Source organism: Kribbella sp. NPDC055071 (assembly GCF_053608045.1).
This window is the reverse complement of sequence record NZ_JBSGUS010000002.1, coordinates 377,642-394,039: the sequence shown is the minus strand read 5'-3', so window position 1 is coordinate 394,039 and position 16,398 is coordinate 377,642. Positions and strand designations below refer to the sequence as shown.

Below are 16,398 nucleotides of genomic sequence, written 5' to 3'. Positions count from 1 at the left end.
CTCCGGCGGCCGCAAGCCACCCGCTTGCGGCCGCCAGGGCCTGTCCCGGCCTTGATCTCTTCCGGCCTTGCCTTGGTCTGGCTGCTCAGCGCGCCTCTGGGCACTCCGGCACGGCCGCAAGAGCCGCCAACTACGGAGCGCTTCTTCGTACCTAGATTTGCGTCATACTGGCCGTCCGCGTGAGGACGGAGCTTGGTGTGGTTGTGGATCTGCCGGGGCAGTTGGCGCGCACGAGGCGGTTCCGGGCGGGGGCGTCGGCCAACCATTCGATCGTCGGCGGTGGCCGGTTCGTCGTGTATCTGCGCGACGACGCGGTGTGGGTGTACGACGTCTCGCTGCGGCTCGAACGGCGGCTCGGCGCGGCTTCGTCGTACGACGGAGGGCCCGGTACGACGCTGGTCGTGTCGCGGGAGCGGGATCTGTTCGTCGCGGACGTCGCGAATGGGCGGTTCGAGCGGCTGCCGGTCGACGAGGTCGAGGCGGCACGGATCGATCCGAGCGGGAAGCGGATTGCGTTCGTACGGTCGCAGGCGGTGTGGCTGATCGATGCCGACGGCGCCGATCCGCGGGTGCTGGTGGAAGAGGACGGCGTCACCTGGGGACTACCCGAATTCGCTGCCTGGATGTCGATGGGACGCAACGACGGGCTGTGGTGGTCACCTGGCGGGCAACAGTTGCTAGTGGCACGCGTCGATGAGACGCAGGTCGAGACTCGGTACCTCGCGGATCCGACGAACCCGACCGCCGAGCCCCGTACGATCCGCATCCCGGCGGCCGGGACGGCGAACGCCGACGTCCGGTTGTTCGTGGTCGAGCTGGACGGTTCGCGGCGTGAGGTGGAGTGGGATCGAGGCCGGTTCGAGTACGTCGTTCGGTGTCTGTGGACGGGTCAGCAGCCGCTGATCGTCGTACAGACAAGGGATCAGCGGTGCCTGCAGCTCCTTGCCGTCGACCCTGTATCCGGCCGGACGACACTCGTCCGGGAGGTGACGGATCCGGAGTTCGTCACCGTTCCCGAGCGGACGCCGGCCCAGACCGACGACGGTCGACTCGTGTGGATCGAGCGGGATCAGAGCTGTGACACGTACCGGTTGATGGTCGGCGACGCCGTTGTCACGCCACCCGGGCTGCAGGTTGCTGAGGTGCGGAGCGTGAGTGGCGAGGTCGTCACGTTCCTGGCGCAGACGGACCCGACCGAGGTGCACGTGTATGTGTGGGACGGCGACGTACGGCGGTTGACCGCGGATCCCGGCGTCCACAGCGGTCTCGTGGTCGACGGCGTCACGCTGATCGACTCGCGGACGGTGGCCGGACGGACGATGTCGGTCAACGGGGATCAGTTGCCGTCGCGTGAGGAAGTGCCGGTGCTCCAGCCGCGGATGGACATCCTGAGCACTGGACCGCGGGAGCTGCGGACGGCCGTGTTCAGACCGACCTGGCACGTGCCCGGATCATCGCGATTGCCCGTACTGCTCACGCCGTACTCGGGGCCTGGGCTCCAGTTGGTGCAGAAGTATCGGGCGACGTACCACCTGATCTCGCAGTGGTTCGCCGAGCACGGGTTCATCGTGCTGTCCACCGACAGTCGCGGTACGCCGGGACGTGGGCCGGCGTTCGACCGCGCGACGGTCGGGGACATCCTCGAGCCGGTGCTGGACGACCAGGTCGACGCGCTGCGGGCGATTGCGGAGCAGTACGGCGATCTCGATCTGGACCGGGTCGCGATTCGCGGGTGGAGCTACGGCGGATACCTCGCGATCGGCGCGGTGCTGCACCGGCCGGACGTGTTCCATGCGGCGATCGGTGGGGCCGCGGTGACCGATCAACGGTGGTACGACAGCTATTGGAAGGAACGTTTCCTCGGCGATCCCACCGTGGAGGCTGCCGCGTACCGGCGTACGTCGTTGCTGCCCTTCGCGGGCAACCTCGAACGACCGTTGCTGATGATCCAGGGGCTCGCCGACACCAACGTCTGGGCCGGTCATGCGCTGCGGTTCTCCGGCGCGTTGAACACTCTCGGTAAAGTCCACGAACTGGTGTTACTCCCCGGTGAAGGGCATGCCGTCGGCAACGGTCAGACGATCGAGGCGCTGCTGCATCGGGAGCTCGCGTTCCTTCGAAGTGCCTTGCAGTGCTGAGTGTTTGCTGAGAACCAGGCAGGTCAAGCGCTTGCGTGACGGATGATGCTCGCGGCAACGGGCTGATCGCAGGAGGTCAGAAACGCCGACAGGGGTTCGATCCGGGCGATTCGCGACGTACGCTTTCTACGGCTCGGGGACAATGTGGCACTGCAGGGGGGAACTGCATGATGCTGGACTTTGGCCTGCGCAGTGGCGGGTGGACGCAGTGATTCCGTTCGGCCGGATTCTCGTGTGGATCAGCGGCGCGTCCGCCGGGCTCGGGGCCGCGTTGGCGGCGACGATGCCCTTCGACGCCGAGCTCGTGGACATCTCCCGGCGCGGAGGTACGCCGGGTGCACACCACGTCGCGGTCGATCTCGCCGATCCGGCCTCGTGGCCGGTGGTCGAGAAGGACTTCAAGCAACGACTGGACGACTACTCACCGGACCTGGTGGTCTTCGTCCACAACGCGGGCACGCTCACGCCGCTCGGACCGGCCGATCGCGTCGATACCGCGCAGTACACCCGCAACGTGCTGCTCAACTCGGCGGCCGCCCAGGTCCTCGGTCATGCCTTCCTGACCGCTGTGTCCGGAAGGGACTGCGAGCAGCACCTGATCATGATGTCGTCGGGTGCCGCGATGCGCCCCCACGAAGGCGAGTCCAGCTACTGCGCCGGCAAGGCCGCGATCGACCAATGGGTCCGCACCACCGGTCTGGAACAACGCCGACGACATCACAGCTGCCGAGTGATCTCCGTCTCGCCGGGCGCCGTCGACACCGACATGCAGGCCGAGCTCCGTGCCGTCGGCGAGGACGAGGTCCCGGCGTCCAAACGCTTCCGCGAACTGGACGCGCAGGGCCTCCTGTCCAAGGCCGAGGACGTGGCCCGAACCATCTGGACCCTCCTCGACCGAGACCTCGACAACGGCACCGTCCTACACATCCGCGACGTCACTTAGCGCGCAGGCCATACTTTGGTAGCATCTATGTATGGCATCGAAGCGAAAGGTGACGATCACCGTCGACGAGGACCTCGTGGACGAGCTTGAACACGCAGGCAACGTATCGGCACAACTGAACGAGGCAGGCTGGGCAATGATCGAGCGCCGACGCCGCGCCGAACGGCTTGCCAGCTTGCTCGACCAGTTCGACAGCAGCGACGGACCCCTCCCCGACGACCCTGCGGAGGACGCCCGGCTGGCACGTCTCCTCGGCGGCGCCGCGTGATCGTCGTCCTCGACGCCGAAGCCTTCAACGCCCTCGCAGGGCCCGATTCGGTCCGCAAGCAACGCGTCCGGCGAATCCTTCGTACGGCGGAACGACTCGGACGCGATGTCATGGTTCCGTCCGTCGTCCTCGCCGAGCTCTACCGAGGCATGGGGCACAACCAGCTGGTCGACGCCTGCCTGGCACGCGAGAAGGCATCGCTCGATTGCCGGGACACCGATCGAAGCTTGGCTCGTCTCGTGGGAGGTGTCCTGGCAGCCGCCAAGGCACGGTCAACGATGATCGTCGACGCTCACGTGGTGGCCGTTGCGATCGAGGCAGGAGGCGGCGTCATCATCACCGGCGATCGGGATGATCTCACCCGGCTCAGCGCGCCATACCGGCATCTCGTTGTCGAGGCTGTCTGAAAGCGTGTGTCCGCTGACACCGCGCTCGTGGCGCGGGTCAGCAGACGTGTTCTACGCGGCCTTGGCGAACTGGGTTGCGTAGAGGTCGGCATAGAGACCGTTCTGGGCCAGGAGCTGGTCGTGGGTACCGCGTTCGCGGATGTGGCCCTCGTCGAGGACGACGATGATGTCGGCGTTGCGGACCGTGGACAGGCGGTGGGCGATCACGAGTGACGTCCGACCGGCCAGCGCGTTGGCCAGGGCTGCCTGTACGGCGGCCTCGGATTCGGAGTCCAGGTGGGCGGTGGCCTCGTCGAGAATGACGATCGACGGTGACTTGAGGAGTAGGCGGGCGATCGCGAGACGCTGACGCTCACCACCGGAGAGGCGGTAGCCGCGGTCGCCGACGACGGTGTCGAGACCGTCCGGGAGGCTGTTGACCAGGGGCGCGATCTGCGCGGCTTCGAGGACCGCGTGCAGTTCCGCGTCGGTCGCTTCCGGGCGGGCGAGCAGCAGGTTGGAGCGGATCGTGTCGTGGTACATGTGCGAGTCCTGTGTGACCACGCCGATCACCGAGCGCAGTGAGCTCTGGGTGACCTCGCGGACATCGTGACCGCCGACCAGGAGGGCTCCGCCGGTGACGTCGTACATCCGGGAGACCAGCGACGAGAGCGTTGTCTTTCCGGCGCCGGACGGGCCGACGACGGCGACCATCTGGCCGGGCTCGACGGTGAAGCTGACATCCTTCAGGACGTCTTCGCCGGTCTCGGCGGACAGGGTCGCAACCGATTCGAGCGACGCGAGCGAGACCTCCGCGGCCGACGGGTAGTGGAACGAGACGTGATCGAACTCGATCGACGGCTCGACCGTGGCCGGCAACTCCTTCGCGTCCTTGCTGTCGGCAACCATCGGCGGGAGGTCGAGCACCTCGAGCACCCGCTCGAAGCTGACCAGCGTCGTCATCACGTCGACCTGCAGGTTGGACAGTGCGGTGAGCGGGCCGTAGAGCCGGTTCAGGTACGCCGTCAGCGCGACAACGGTCCCGATTCCGAGTGTCCCGGCGACTGCGAACACGCCGCCGACGCCGTACACGAGAGCAACAGCCAGCGCGGCGACCAGGGTGAGCGAGACGCGGAAGATGCTCGCGTACATCGCGGTGGTGACGCCGATGTCGCGGACCCGGGCGGCCTTGCCGGCGAAGTCCTGCGACGAATCGCGCGTCCGGCCGAACACCTTGGCCAGCATCGCACCGGCGACGTTGAACCGCTCGGTCATGGTCTGCGCCATCGTGGCGTTCAGCTTGTAGGTCTCGGCCGTTGCGTCACGCAACTTACCGGCCATCAGCCGGGCCGGGATGACGAACAGCGGAAGCACGACGAGCGCGAGCAGGGTGATCTGCCACGACATCACGAACATCGCGCCGAGAACCAGCACGACGCTGAGCACGTTGCTGACCACGTTCGACAGGGTCGAGGTGAAAGCCTGCTGCGCGCCGAGGACATCGCCGTTCAAGCGCTGAATGAGCGCGCCGGTCTGGGTCCGGCTGAAGAACGCGACCGGCATCTGCTGCACGTGGTCGAACACGGCGGTGCGCAGGTCGTAGACGAGACCTTCACCGATCCGCGCGGAGAACCAGCGCTCGCCCAGCGTGACCGCACTGTTGACGATCGCGAGCAGCGCTACGACGAGGGCCAGCCACACCACCACCTGGGCATGGCCCGGGATGATGCCGTTGTCGATGATCGCGCGGAAGAGCAAGGGAGTGACGGCGCCGGTGCCGGCGTCGAGGGCGACGAGTACGAGGAAGACGGCCAGATAGCCGCGGTAGGGACGGGCAAAGCCGAGGATGCGGCGCAGTGTGCCCGCGGACAGTTTGTGGTGCCGGACGGAGGAGTCCTTGAGCAGCGAACGCATCGCGCGCCCGCCACCGCCTCCTCCGCCGGGCATTCCGGAGATCTGTGACATGCAGATCCTTTCGGTAGGGGGACGAGATATGCTGAGGTTAACTCACTATGAGCTAACCTCACAAGTAGTTCCCCTATTCCCACCCACCACTAGGCTCTGCTCGTGCCCGTACCGGATGACACCGCGGAACAGATCGCGGCCCTGCTAGACGGCATCGTCCGCCACCAGCGCCGCACGTCCCGAGAGGGCCTGGGCGACACCGTCACCCACGCCCAGTACCGCGTCCTCCGCACCCTGGGCAACGCCGAGCACCCCCTCCGCCTGAGCGAGCTGGCCGCCAAACTAGGCATAGTCCCCCGCTCAGCCACGTCGGTAGTAGACGACCTGGAGTCCGCCGGCCTCCTGGCCCGCCACCCCGACCCCCACGACCGCCGAGCCACCCTCGTCTCCCTCACCCCCGCCGGCGCCCAGATCCTCACCACCCTCCGCCAATCCCGCCAACAAACCATGGCCACCCAACTGACCCGCCTGACCCCCGCCGAACAATCCACCCTCCTCCACCTCCTAACCCGCCTCACCGAAACCTGACCCGACGCAGACGCGCCGTACGCTGCGCGGCACAACCTGCCATCACCTAAAGTCAAATCGGGCTGGTTTCTGTGACCGTCTGTCGATGGGGGCAGCATGGGACGTCGTCGTGGCTTCTTCGCCGAGTTGGAGCATCAGCGGAATCAGCGACTGAAGCAGACCGCTCGGGAACAGCGGGAGCGTGAACGCCTGGTCGCTCAGGCTCAGAGGGAGCGCGAGCGCCTGGCCAGGGCGACCGCGCAAGCCGACAAAGAGGCCGTACGGCAAGCCGCTGCCCGTTACCTCCAAGCGCGACAGGCCGAGGTAGCCGCGCTCAACGCTGCGCTGACCGAGCGAATTGCCGAACTCGACACCTTGCTCATCGGGAGTCTGGGGAGGTCGGCCAGGATCCCGTTCGCAGCTCTGCGTACTCAGCCCCAGATCCGTAGATTCGATCCTGGTCAGGACGGAACGCCGACTCCGCCACCATCCTGGGCGGAGTACGCGCCACCGGCCGCGGGCGCCGTACAGAGGATGTTCAAGAAGCAGGCGATCGAACGAACGATCGCGCAGCGCCAGGCAGCCTTCGCAAACGCTCAGGCACAGCACCAGGCGGCAGAGGCCGGACGGCTGCACCGACTCGGCGAGGCGCAGCGAGCGCACCAGGCGGATGCGGAAGCTGAGAGACGACGGGCAGACGAGGCCAACGCGAAGGTTGACGCATTCGAGGAGGCCTACCGGCAGGGGCGTCCAGAGGCAGTCAACGACTACCTCGAGCTGACCCTGGAGTCCCGCTCTTTGCCCAGCGGATTTCCGGTTGATGTCGAGGTTGCCTATCAACCGGAGATACGTCGGTTGCTGGTCGTGATGGAGCTGCCGACGACGGATGCGATCCCGTCGGAGACCGAGTTCAAGTACGTGCGAACCAAGGACGAGATCACGCCGAAGGCGCGACCCGCCCGTGAGATCAACCAGCGCTACGGCAATCTGGTCGCGCAACTGGTGCTGCGCACGATGAGGGACGCGTTCGACGTCGCCGGCGAGAAGCTCGTGACCGAGGTAGCCGTCAACGCCCACGTCTCCACTCGCAACCGCGCCACCGGCAAGCCTGAGCAGCCTTGTCTCGTCAGCCTCATCACGACCCGGGAGCAGTTCGGCGATCTCGTCCTGACCGACCTTGATCCCAGTGAATGCCTGCGCCATCTCAACGCGCTGGTGTCGAAGCATCCCTGGGATCTCGAAGCTGTTCGGCCCGTCTTCGACCCAGACTTGTCGCGGTACAAGATCGTGGATGCTGAGGACGCGGTGGCACGGCTGGACAGTCGCCCGGTCCTCGTCGAGCTCGACCCGATCGAATTCGAGCGACTGGTCCGGCAGCTGTTCGAGGCCATGGGCCTCGAGGCCTGGTCCACCCAGGCATCAAGAGACGACGGCGTGGACGGTGTCGCCGTCAACAAGGATCCCGTCATGGGCGGGGTCTGCGTCATCCAGGCCAAGCGCTATCGCAGTGTCGTATCCACCGAGGCCGTCCGCGCGTTGGCCGGGGTCATGGGCCAGATGAAGGCCAGCCGGGGTGTCCTGGTCACCACCTCATGGTTCGGCAAGGCCTCGCACGACTTCGCTGCCGAACATGGGCGTATCCAGCTGATCGAGGGCACCAACCTCAAGCACATGTTGCTGGAATACCTCTCCCTCGATGTGGTGATCGGTGAATTGAAGGGTGCTCCACGTCGCTTGTGAAGACTGGCTTCGACGCTCCGCCTGCAATTCCTGGGTGGCAGACACAAGCCGACGGACGAGCCTGCCAGGTACGGGTGATGCACTCATCGATCCGGTTGCGGGGGCAGTTGCGCGAACCCCTCCAGAGGAGCACCGCGCGAGCTGACGCCGGGGCCGGCTCGTGGTGGGATCCGCCGCGGGCGGTGCCACAGCTCACGCCAGTCGCGGACGAGCCCGCCGGAGTGCGGGCGATGAGGCCCCGCAAGGTGCGGCGCAAGCCGCAGGGCGCGGCGATGAGCCGCAGGAGGCGGCGCAGGCCGCAGGTGCAGGCGATGAGCCTGCAAGGGAAGTCGGGCGGGTGGGAGCGCGCGTAGTGGGCGCGACGAAGGAGCGACCGCTGTAGCACGCGGGGGAGAAGTCAGTTGCGGACTCGGAGGGCGTTGAGGGCGGTTATCAGTTCGGCTAGGTGTTGGGGGTTGCGGAGGGAGCGGGTGGTGAGGGATTCGATGCGGCGGAGGCGGTAGCGGATGGTGTTGGGGTGGCAGTGGAGTTGTTCGGCGGTTCGGGTGGGGGATCCTTCGTTGGCTGACCAGGAGCGGAGGGTTTGGATCAGGACGGACCGCTCGTGGACGCCTAGAGCCAGAAGTTCGCCGAGGACGGCGGTGCTGATGCGTTCCGCCTCGGCGGGGGCGGCGCTGACGAGCATCGCCAGCGGACTCGTGTCGTACTGGACGACTTTGCCGCCCTGATGCGTCAGAGTCGTCAGCGCGATCCGTGCATCGTGCAGCGCCCGCGGCGTCTCCCGCAGGTGTTCGAACGATGCACTGACTCCCATATCGCCGGTGACAGAGCCTTCAAGATCAGCCAGTACGACGGACTCCGGTACGCCGGAGCCGAGTGAGAGCAGTCCGGTCAGCGCATCCGGCTGCCATCGCCACGTCGAGTGGACGCCGTGCCGTCGCAGCCGCGCACCCAGTTCCTGCGCAGAGGCGTCCCGCGTGATCGCCACGAGGAAGCGACCGTTGAGCGGCGTACTGAGCGCTGCACCGATCTCCCACAACGTGGTTGTGTCCGTCGCCGTACCGAGGAAGAGCGCGTCGAGCAACGCCAGCCGCCGGTGCTCGAGCTGAACGGCGAGCTCCGTCGAGGAGGCGCGATACGCGATCGCCAAGGCGTCGGTGCATTCGCCCGCCAACCGCCAGACAGTCGTGGCCGCGTCGACCAGACTCTGGTCGCCGGCGAGTCCCGTCGTACGCGCGGTGTCCACAAGGTCCCGCCACAGTTCTTCGAAGCCGATCCGGAACGCCCGAAGCACCTCGGGCAACGGCGCGTTCTGCTCGGCGCGTTCACGGCCGATGGCTCGCGCGGGCCCGAGGTCGAGCGGTGCGTCCGTACTCAGGCTTCGCAGGACCGGGACGAGATTGTCGTGCACGGAACGCCGTAGATCGACGCTGACATCGCCGTCGGAGTAGAACGGGAGCTCGGAGTACACCCGCCGGCACATGCCTTCCACGACAGCATCCAGCCGGTCGAGAACCTGGTAACTGAGAGCCGACAGCTCGTCGCGAGCCTGCATCTCAGCAGCGTAACCCCGCAGGTCACCGCGCAGGAGTTGTCACTCCGAACAAACCGGCCCGGCGATCTCGATCACCCCGGACATTGTCCGCCGGACCCGCCCGGATCCAGGCTGCGACGAGAGAGCCGGATTGTCACCGCAACGGAGGTCAGATGGTGCTCGCCTCGCTCACCGCAATCGCTCTGGCGATGCTCCCAATGACCGTGCCCGCTCAGCAACCGGTGTGTTCGGACATCAGTACCCCGATCTCGATCGCCGGCGTCCCCGACGGCGTCATCTACGGCCGGTACTGCCGAGCCCCAGCATCCACCGGCAAACCGCTCCAGATCCTCGTCCCCGGCGTCACCTACACCCACGCGTACTTCGACCTCCCGGGTTTCGACGGCCGCTATTCGTACGTGAAGTACATGAACGCCCGCGGCTACGACACGCTCGCCATCGACCGCCTCGGCATCGGTAAGTCCACCCGGCCTCCGCTCGGGGTGACCGTGAATGCCTACTCGAACGCCGACGCCGTGCACCAAGTCGTGGCGGCAGTACGAGCCGGCGAGCTCGGCCGCGCCTACCCGAAAGTCGTGCTGACCGGCCACTCCTACGGCACCTTTGTCGCCGACCTCACCAGCGCGACCTACCACGACGTCGACGGCGTGATCGGCACCGGCTGGTTCCAGCAACCCAGCGCCCTCGGAGTCGTCGGCCTGGTCTCGACGCTCTGGCCGGCCGCGATCGACCCAAGGTTCCTCGGAAAGATCGTCGACCCGACCTACGTGACAACCCGGCCGGGCACCCGAGGGTTCTTCTACCAGGCAGACAACGCGGACCCCGCGGTGATCGCCGCCGACGACGCGCTCAAGGACACCGCATCGTTGTCCGAGACGACCTACCTGGTCGAGGTGAACACCGGCCTCAGCACCCGCATCGGCGTACCGACCTTGCGTGAAGTCGGCGCGCTCGATCGCGTGATCTGCAATCCGATCGCCTGCACCCAAAGGGGCCTGGAGCAACAAGCGCCCGCGCTGTTCCCGGCCGGAGCCGAGGTCTACGTCCAGCCCGGAGCCGGGCACGACATCGCGCTCGAGCTGAACAACACGGCCGGATTCGATCGAGCCGCAGAGTGGCTGGAGGCCAAATTTTGAAGGCCAAACGGGACCACAGTGGTGAGCTGGATGGCCGGGTGGCGGTGGTGACGGGGAGCAGCCGTGGGATCGGGCGTGCTCTGGTGCTGGCGCTGTCCGCAGCCGGAGCGGATGTGGTCGTGAGCGGTAAGAGCGAGGTTGAGGACGCACGAGTGCCGGGCACGATCCACTCGGTTGCGGCGGAGGTGAAGGCATTCGGCGGGCGAGCGATCGCCGTACGAACCGACGTACGCGCGGAGACCGACGTCGAGCACCTCATCCACCGGACTGTGGACGAGTTCGGTCGCGTCGACATCGTGGTGAGCAACGCGGGCGCGCTGTGGTGGGAGCGAGTGATCGACACCCCACCGAAACGGTACGACCTGATGTGGCAAGTGAACGTCCGCGCCGCCTACCTCGCCGCGTACTACGCCCTACCCCACATGGTCCGGCAGAGCTGGGGTCATCTCCTCACCAACAGCCCCGCAGTGACGACCACGGCCACGCCCGGCAAAGCGGCGTACATGACCACGAAGATGGGCATGAGCCGGCTGGAGCTCGGGATCGCGGCCGAGCATTTCGAGGACAACATCGCGGCGAACGCACTCTGGCCGGCCGCGCCGATCGACACGGCCGCGACCCGGAACTGGGGTGCGGAGCGGATGGGCGAGCCCGCGCAGTGGCGCCGGCCGGACATCTACGTGGATGCGGCGATGGAGATCCTCACCAGCGAGCCGAAGACGTGCACCGGCCGGATGGTGACCGACGAGGAGATCCTGACCGAACGCGGCTGGTCGGCCGCGGACCTCGACTCCTACTGGCTCAACGGCAAGGCACCGGAGCAGCCGTTCTGGATCGATGGACGCACCTCATGATCATCGACGAAACCGTCGGCTCCCTCCTCCGCTGGGCCGCCGAGCAGGCGCCCTCCTCGGTCGGGCTGGTCGAGGGCCTGCCCGACCCCGCCGCGAGACGTCGTTGGCGGTACGACGAACTCCTGGCCGAATCCGAGCAGGTCGCCAAGGCCCTGCTCGGCCGGTTCCAGCCCGGTGAGCGAGTCGCGGTCTGGGCGAACAACCTGCCCGAGTGGATCATGCTCGAATTCGCCGCCGGTCTGGCCGGCCTCACGCTCGTCACGGTCAACCCCGCGCTGCGCGACCGCGAACTCGTCCACGTCCTGCGCCAGTCCCGCGCGGCCGGCATCTTCCTGATCCGTCAGTACCGCGACAACCCCTTGCTGGACACACTTCTCGCCGTCCGCCCCGAGCTGCCCGAGCTGCGCGAGATCCTCCTCTTCGAAGACTGGAACGACCTCCGCGCAGAGGCCTCCCCCACCCAGCCCCTGCCGACGGTCCGCCCCGAGGATCCCGCCCAGATCCAATACACCTCCGGTACGACGGGGGCCCCGAAAGGCGCCGTACTACGGCATCGATCCATCACCAACAACGCCAGACTCTCGTACGTTCGCACCTTCGACATGCAACCGGGTGAGGTCTTCGTCAACACGATGCCCTTGTTCCACACGGCCGGCTGCGTGCAGGGAACTCTCGCGCCGCTGGCGAGCCTCGGCGCCCACGTGCTCCTGCCCGGCTTCGATCCAGGGCTGCACCTGAACCTGATCGAATCCGAGCACGGCGCCCAGTTAGCCGCCGTACCCACCATGCTCCTCGCGATCCTCGCCCACCCGGCCTTCAGCTCCACGGACCTCTCGTCGGTGCGGTACGCCCTCTCCGGCGGTGCCACGGTCGCGCCCGATCTCGTCCGCCGGGTCGAAGCGGCCCTGGGCGTCCCGATGGCGATCGTCTACGCGCAGACCGAAGCGTCGCCCTGCATCACCATGACCAGGTTGGACGACGCGCCGGACGACCGCGCCGAGACGATCGGCCGACCACTGCCGGGCGCCGAGGTGAAGATCGTCCGAGACGGGCAACCGGCCGCGACGAACGAGGTCGGCGAGCTGTGGACCCGCGGCTACCACGTGATGGCGGGGTACTTCGACGACCCCGATCAGACCGCCGCGGCCATCGACGCCGACGGCTGGCTCCGCACCGGCGACCTCGCCAGCATGGACGACCGGGGCTACTACCGGATCGAAGGCCGGCTGAAGGAGCTGATCATCCGCGGCGGCGAGAACATCTACCCGCGCGAGATCGAACAGCTCCTGATCACCCACCCGTCCATCGCCGACGTCGCGGTCGTCGGCGTACCCGATCCCCACTGGGGCGAACAGGTCGCCGCCTTCGTCAGACCCACCCCAGGCAGTACGCCGTCACCCGACGACCTGCAGGCGTTCCTCCACGGCCACCTGGCCCGCCACAAGATCCCCAAACTCTGGCGCCTGGTCGACGAGTTCCCCACGACCCCCTCCGGCAAGATCCAAAAATTTGCCCTCCGCAACCAATTGCGCTGACTCAGCGAGTTCGGTCCGCACTCAGGCAGGCGAGTACGGCAAGCACCCGGCGATGACCGTCCTCGGTTTCGGGGAGCGAGAGCTTGGTGAACAGGTGCCGGACATGCGCCTCGACGGTTCGCTCACTCAGATAGAGCCGCTTGGCGATCCCGCTGTTGGTCAGGCCTTCCGCCATCAGCTCGAGCACCTCCCGCTCGCGGTCCGTCAGGATCGCGAGCGGATCGCCTGCACCACGATGCGCCACCAAACCGGCGACCACCTGAGGATCCAGCGCCGACCCGCCCCGCGCGACCCGCTCGGCCGCGGCCAGGAACTCCCCCACATCGAGCACCCGGTCCTTGAGCAGATACCCGAATCCGCCCAGGGACACGAGTTCGACCACCTGGCTGGTCTCGATGTGCTGCGACAACAGGAGTACGCCGATGTCCGGATAGGCGTCCTTAACCACCCGGGCCGCCCGCGCACCTTCATCGCCGAACCCTGGCGGCATCCGGATATCGGCAACCACGAGATCCGGCCGGTACGACGTCACCGTGTCGAGCAGCCCGTTCGCGTCACCGAGGGCCGCAACGACCTCATGTCCGCCGTCGACGAAGAGCATCTTCAGCCCTTCCCGGAGCAACACCTGGTCCTCGGCGATCACGATCCGCATGGCAGCTCCGCGACGAGCGTCGTACCGGCGCCGGGCCGGCTCTGGATGTGGAAGGTCCCGCCGAGGGCCGCGACCCGGTCGGCGAGACCGGTCAGCCCGGTGCCGTGGCGGGCGAGCGCACCGCCGACGCCGTCGTCGACCACGCGCACGACCAGCCTCCGGTCGGTGTGGTCGGCGATCAGCTCGACCCGCGTGGCGTCCGCATGCTTGACGGCGTTGGTGAGGCCCTCACAACAGATGAAGTAGGCAGCGGCCTCGATCCCGGTGTCGAAGCGCTGGTCGGGCATCTGTACGGAGACCTCGAGCGGCGCACGGCGCGCGAGCTCCTGACACGCGGGAGCAAGGCCGGCATCGAGTTGTGCGGGCGGCAATCCGCGGGCGAGCTCGCGAAGCTCGCCGATCGCTACCCCCGCCTCCGCGATCGCGCCGTCCAAGGTGGTCCGCACGGCCGCGGACGACCCGGAGCCGAGTTGGTGTTGGGCGTGCCGCAGGGCCAGGCCGATCGACACCAAGCGCTGCTGCGCGCCGTCGTGCAGATCGCGCTCGATCCGCCGACGCTCGGCGTGACCGGCAGCGACGATGCGCGCTCGCGACGCCTTCACCTCGACCAGCTGGACACTCAGCTCCGCGCGGAGGCGAGCGATCTCGATCGCGAGTCCACCGTCCTCGACGACGCGACGGACCAGGTCCGGACCCAGCATGCTGCTGCGCTCGGACAGGACTACACCAATCGACTGATCGCCGCGCTCGATCGCGATTCGGTACCGGGTATCGGTGTCCGACCGCGGAGTGCCGTCGAGATCGACGTACCGCTGACTTTCCGGGAGGAAGACCAGGAGGTCCAGGCCGGGGTCCGCGAGGATCTCGCGCAGCACCGCGCGGACGTCCTCGGGCGGCCGTCGGCCGGACCGCACGTCGGCCAGGAAGGCGGCCATCCGGTGCAGAGCGTCGTACCGGGATCGGTTGAAGCGACGGTCGACGAGGTCCTGCACGCGTCCGCGCAGGGGGCGGAAGAGCATCGCGCAGACCAGCGTTGCGACGGCAACGGTCCAGCCCGAGCCCCGGCCGAGAAAGGCGCCCAAGGCAACGGTCACGAACGCGTACGCCGAGATCAGGGCGACGGTGATGCCCGCGTAGGCAACGGTCCGGCTGATGAACAGGTCGATGTCGTAGAGCCGGTACCGCAGGATCGCGGCTCCGGCCGCCAACGGCAGCCCGGACAGCGCGAGCGCTGCGATGACGCCGGCGGCTGGAGTGACGTACCAGAGCAGGAAGCTCGCCGGCAGCGCGACGCCGGCGATGGACGCGGCCAGTGCGAACCACTTCAGTTGCTGGCGTTCCAGCCCGGTCGAGCGGCGGAAGCGGAGGGCGAGCGAGACAACGGCGGCGATCAAAGCCCCGAGGAAGAGCGGCATCCCGATCGCCAGCAGAGTACCGGTGGGCAGCGATTCGACCGCGAGCGGATTGCGGCCGCTGCTGAAGTCCTGGCCGCGGTCCGGACTGAGCATCCAGGCCACCATGCCGACCACGAGACCGGCGGCTCCGATCCACGGCACCGGGCGCCAGCGTGGGCTCGGTAGCCGGCCGGTCGGAAAGAGCAGGAACGTGAGTGTCCATCCGTAGCCGCTCGGTAGCCAACTGACGGCAGAGATTGCCTCGGCGATCGGGCCACCGGCCCAGCCCTCGGCCGCGGCCCGGAGTCCCCAGCCCTGCGCCAGATCCGCGCTGAGCGCGTTGAGGAGCCCGAATCCGCAGAAGAGCCAGCCGATCGGGTTCTCCGGCCGGCGACGGGCGATCACCGCGCCCGCACCGACCGACGTGAGGCTGAACAAGCCGTAGAGGAGCGTGTCGTAGCCAGGCTCGAGGCGCCACGACAGCACGATCGCGGCGATCTCCGCGAGCGCGGTCGCTCCGAACAACAAGGCCGGCACCGGCCGACGGTCACCCACGCGACCATCGTGGCAGCGTCACGCGATCCCGCCAACAGTGCTGGCACTGACGCGAATCCGCGCGCCCAGTGGCGTGCTGGCGCCGATGTGGCGGAAGGTCGCCGGTTCCTACCGTCGAAGCACTCAGAGAAAGGTGGGAATCATGAACCGCAAACTTGCTGTCATCGGCCTGGTGGGAGCCGTCCTAACAACAGTGTCGGGCGTACTCGTGGAGGCGGTGGTCAAGCCACGATCCGACGTGTCCGAGGACCTGTGGAGCTATCCGTGGAGCAGCGACGCCATCGTCGGTGTCTCGATCCTGTACGCCGCCTTGCACATCCTCGTCTTCATCGGCGTACTCGGCGTTGTCCGCAGCCTCACCACCCGCGCCGGACGCGGCGGGGCGATGACCGCCGCTGTGGGAACCCTCGTGCTCTTCGGCGCCGAACTCGCATCCATCCCGATCGCCGACCAGCGCCTCGACCAGACCGCCCCGAAGATTGTCGGCGGCGTCTTCGGCCTGGGCGTAGCGCTCACCGCGGTCGGCCTCCTCATCGCGGGCGTCGTCGTCCTGCGGTCACACGAATGGGCCGGCTGGCGCCGGTACACACCACTGGGCGCCGGCCTCTGGTCCGTCGCAATGATCGGCCTCAGCGCAACCAGCGCCCTCCCCGTCGGCGTAGCCATCTACGGCGCCACCCTCACCATCCTGTTCGCCGCCACCTACCCCCATCCATCCGCCGCCACCACCGAACCCCGCCTCCAAGCCCACCTCAACCAGTGAACGCCGG

The 16,398-nt window shown here is 67.6% G+C and carries 15 protein-coding genes; 11 read left to right on the top strand and 4 right to left on the bottom strand.

Going from position 1 to position 16,398, the window contains the following annotated elements:
- The first annotated feature begins 179 nt into the window (after positions 1–179).
- The 4 genes from ACWF4Z_RS05275 to ACWF4Z_RS05260 all read left to right on the top strand — a co-directional run bounded on the left by ACWF4Z_RS05275 (position 180) and on the right by ACWF4Z_RS05260 (position 3,756).
- A complete protein-coding gene (locus tag ACWF4Z_RS05275) occupies positions 180–2,138 on the top strand; it encodes a prolyl oligopeptidase family serine peptidase (RefSeq protein WP_452241679.1) in 1,959 nt (652 codons plus the stop codon).
- A 199-nt stretch (positions 2,139–2,337) separates the two neighbouring features.
- Positions 2,338–3,081: an SDR family NAD(P)-dependent oxidoreductase gene (locus tag ACWF4Z_RS05270; protein ID WP_452241678.1), complete on the top strand. Its 744-nt coding sequence runs from the start codon at positions 2,338–2,340 to the stop codon at positions 3,079–3,081.
- A gap of 31 nt (positions 3,082–3,112) precedes the next feature.
- Positions 3,113–3,349 carry a hypothetical protein gene (locus tag ACWF4Z_RS05265; RefSeq protein ID WP_452241677.1) on the top strand — a complete coding sequence of 79 codons (237 nt, stop codon included), beginning with the start codon at positions 3,113–3,115 and terminating at the stop codon, positions 3,347–3,349.
- Positions 3,346–3,756 carry a type II toxin-antitoxin system VapC family toxin gene (locus tag ACWF4Z_RS05260; protein WP_452241676.1) on the top strand — a complete coding sequence of 137 codons (411 nt, stop codon included), beginning with the start codon at positions 3,346–3,348 and terminating at the stop codon, positions 3,754–3,756. The genes ACWF4Z_RS05265 and ACWF4Z_RS05260 overlap by 4 nt, the downstream gene beginning before the upstream one ends.
- Positions 3,757–3,807: 51 nt before the next feature.
- Here the strand turns inward: ACWF4Z_RS05260 and ACWF4Z_RS05255 are convergent, their stop codons facing one another.
- Positions 3,808–5,700: an ABC transporter ATP-binding protein gene (locus ACWF4Z_RS05255; protein WP_452241675.1), complete on the bottom strand. Its 1,893-nt coding sequence runs from the start codon at positions 5,698–5,700 to the stop codon at positions 3,808–3,810.
- A 102-nt stretch (positions 5,701–5,802) separates the two neighbouring features.
- Here ACWF4Z_RS05255 and ACWF4Z_RS05250 point away from each other — a divergent pair, with 102 nt between their 5' ends.
- From ACWF4Z_RS05250 to ACWF4Z_RS05240, 3 genes are all read left to right on the top strand, one after another.
- The gene (locus tag ACWF4Z_RS05250) at positions 5,803–6,228 is read left to right on the top strand and encodes a MarR family winged helix-turn-helix transcriptional regulator (RefSeq protein ID WP_452241674.1); all 426 of its coding nucleotides are present in this window, start codon (positions 5,803–5,805) and stop codon (positions 6,226–6,228) included.
- Positions 6,229–6,324: 96 nt separating this feature from the next.
- Positions 6,325–7,947 (top strand): restriction endonuclease, encoded by a 1,623-nt coding sequence (locus tag ACWF4Z_RS05245; RefSeq protein ID WP_452241673.1) that lies wholly within the window; start codon positions 6,325–6,327, stop codon positions 7,945–7,947.
- Positions 7,948–8,024: 77 nt separating this feature from the next.
- Positions 8,025–8,300 (top strand): hypothetical protein, encoded by a 276-nt coding sequence (locus ACWF4Z_RS05240; RefSeq protein WP_452241672.1) that lies wholly within the window; start codon positions 8,025–8,027, stop codon positions 8,298–8,300.
- 44 nt (positions 8,301–8,344) lie between these two features.
- Here ACWF4Z_RS05240 and ACWF4Z_RS05235 read toward each other — a convergent pair whose 3' ends face one another.
- Positions 8,345–9,502 (bottom strand): helix-turn-helix domain-containing protein, encoded by a 1,158-nt coding sequence (locus ACWF4Z_RS05235; protein WP_452241671.1) that lies wholly within the window; start codon positions 9,500–9,502, stop codon positions 8,345–8,347.
- Positions 9,503–9,654: 152 nt separating this feature from the next.
- Here ACWF4Z_RS05235 and ACWF4Z_RS05230 point away from each other — a divergent pair, with 152 nt between their 5' ends.
- From ACWF4Z_RS05230 to ACWF4Z_RS05220, 3 genes are read left to right on the top strand one after another with little or no spacing between them, the layout of a single operon-like run.
- Complete coding sequence (locus ACWF4Z_RS05230; protein ID WP_452241670.1) at positions 9,655–10,638, top strand: alpha/beta hydrolase; 984 nt, start codon at positions 9,655–9,657, stop codon at positions 10,636–10,638.
- On the top strand, positions 10,617–11,492 hold the full coding sequence (locus ACWF4Z_RS05225; RefSeq protein WP_452241669.1) for an SDR family oxidoreductase: 876 nt from the start codon (positions 10,617–10,619) through the stop codon (positions 11,490–11,492). The genes ACWF4Z_RS05230 and ACWF4Z_RS05225 overlap by 22 nt, the downstream gene beginning before the upstream one ends.
- Complete coding sequence (locus ACWF4Z_RS05220; RefSeq protein ID WP_452241668.1) at positions 11,489–13,027, top strand: AMP-binding protein; 1,539 nt, start codon at positions 11,489–11,491, stop codon at positions 13,025–13,027. Before ACWF4Z_RS05225 ends, ACWF4Z_RS05220 begins: the two co-directional genes overlap by 4 nt.
- 1 nt (position 13,028) lies before the next feature.
- Here ACWF4Z_RS05220 and ACWF4Z_RS05215 read toward each other — a convergent pair whose 3' ends face one another.
- Both ACWF4Z_RS05215 and ACWF4Z_RS05210 read right to left on the bottom strand, forming a co-directional pair.
- Positions 13,029–13,679, bottom strand: a complete 651-nt coding sequence (locus ACWF4Z_RS05215) for a response regulator transcription factor (protein ID WP_452241667.1) — start codon at positions 13,677–13,679, stop codon at positions 13,029–13,031.
- Positions 13,667–15,628 carry a histidine kinase gene (locus ACWF4Z_RS05210; protein WP_452241666.1) on the bottom strand — a complete coding sequence of 654 codons (1,962 nt, stop codon included), beginning with the start codon at positions 15,626–15,628 and terminating at the stop codon, positions 13,667–13,669. The genes ACWF4Z_RS05215 and ACWF4Z_RS05210 overlap by 13 nt, the downstream gene beginning before the upstream one ends.
- A gap of 142 nt (positions 15,629–15,770) precedes the next feature.
- Here ACWF4Z_RS05210 and ACWF4Z_RS05205 point away from each other — a divergent pair, with 142 nt between their 5' ends.
- Positions 15,771–16,391 (top strand): hypothetical protein, encoded by a 621-nt coding sequence (locus ACWF4Z_RS05205; RefSeq protein WP_452241665.1) that lies wholly within the window; start codon positions 15,771–15,773, stop codon positions 16,389–16,391.
- The last annotated feature ends 7 nt before the right edge of the window (positions 16,392–16,398 follow it).